Here is a 235-nt window from a genome sequence, read left to right as displayed (position 1 = left end):
AGAGAAAGCAGTAGCAGCAACTAAAGAAGTTGCAGTAGCACTGACTCCTAAGCAACAACAAGTTCTAGACATCGTTGTTAGCAATGCTGAAGGCATTAACCCTAAAGGTATCGGCCTAGCAGCTGGTCAAGAAGACGCGAAAGCAGCTTCATGGGCAACAGGCGCATTGAAAAAACTTCTTGAAGAAAACCTAGTAGCGAAAGAGCAACTTGCAGGTAACAAGGTTATCTACAAA

General features: G+C 43.8%; 1 pseudogene. It reads left to right on the top strand.

Annotated elements, in window-relative coordinates:
- Positions 1–235, top strand: a pseudogene (locus AB4653_RS28765) (MarR family transcriptional regulator); the annotation flags it as partial.

It is taken from the genome of Vibrio sp. 10N.222.48.A3 (assembly GCF_041475345.1).
Lineage (GTDB): Bacteria > Pseudomonadota > Gammaproteobacteria > Enterobacterales > Vibrionaceae > Vibrio > Vibrio tasmaniensis_A.
Note: the sequence above shows the minus strand (reverse complement) of the source record. Positions and strands in the feature narration are given on the sequence as shown.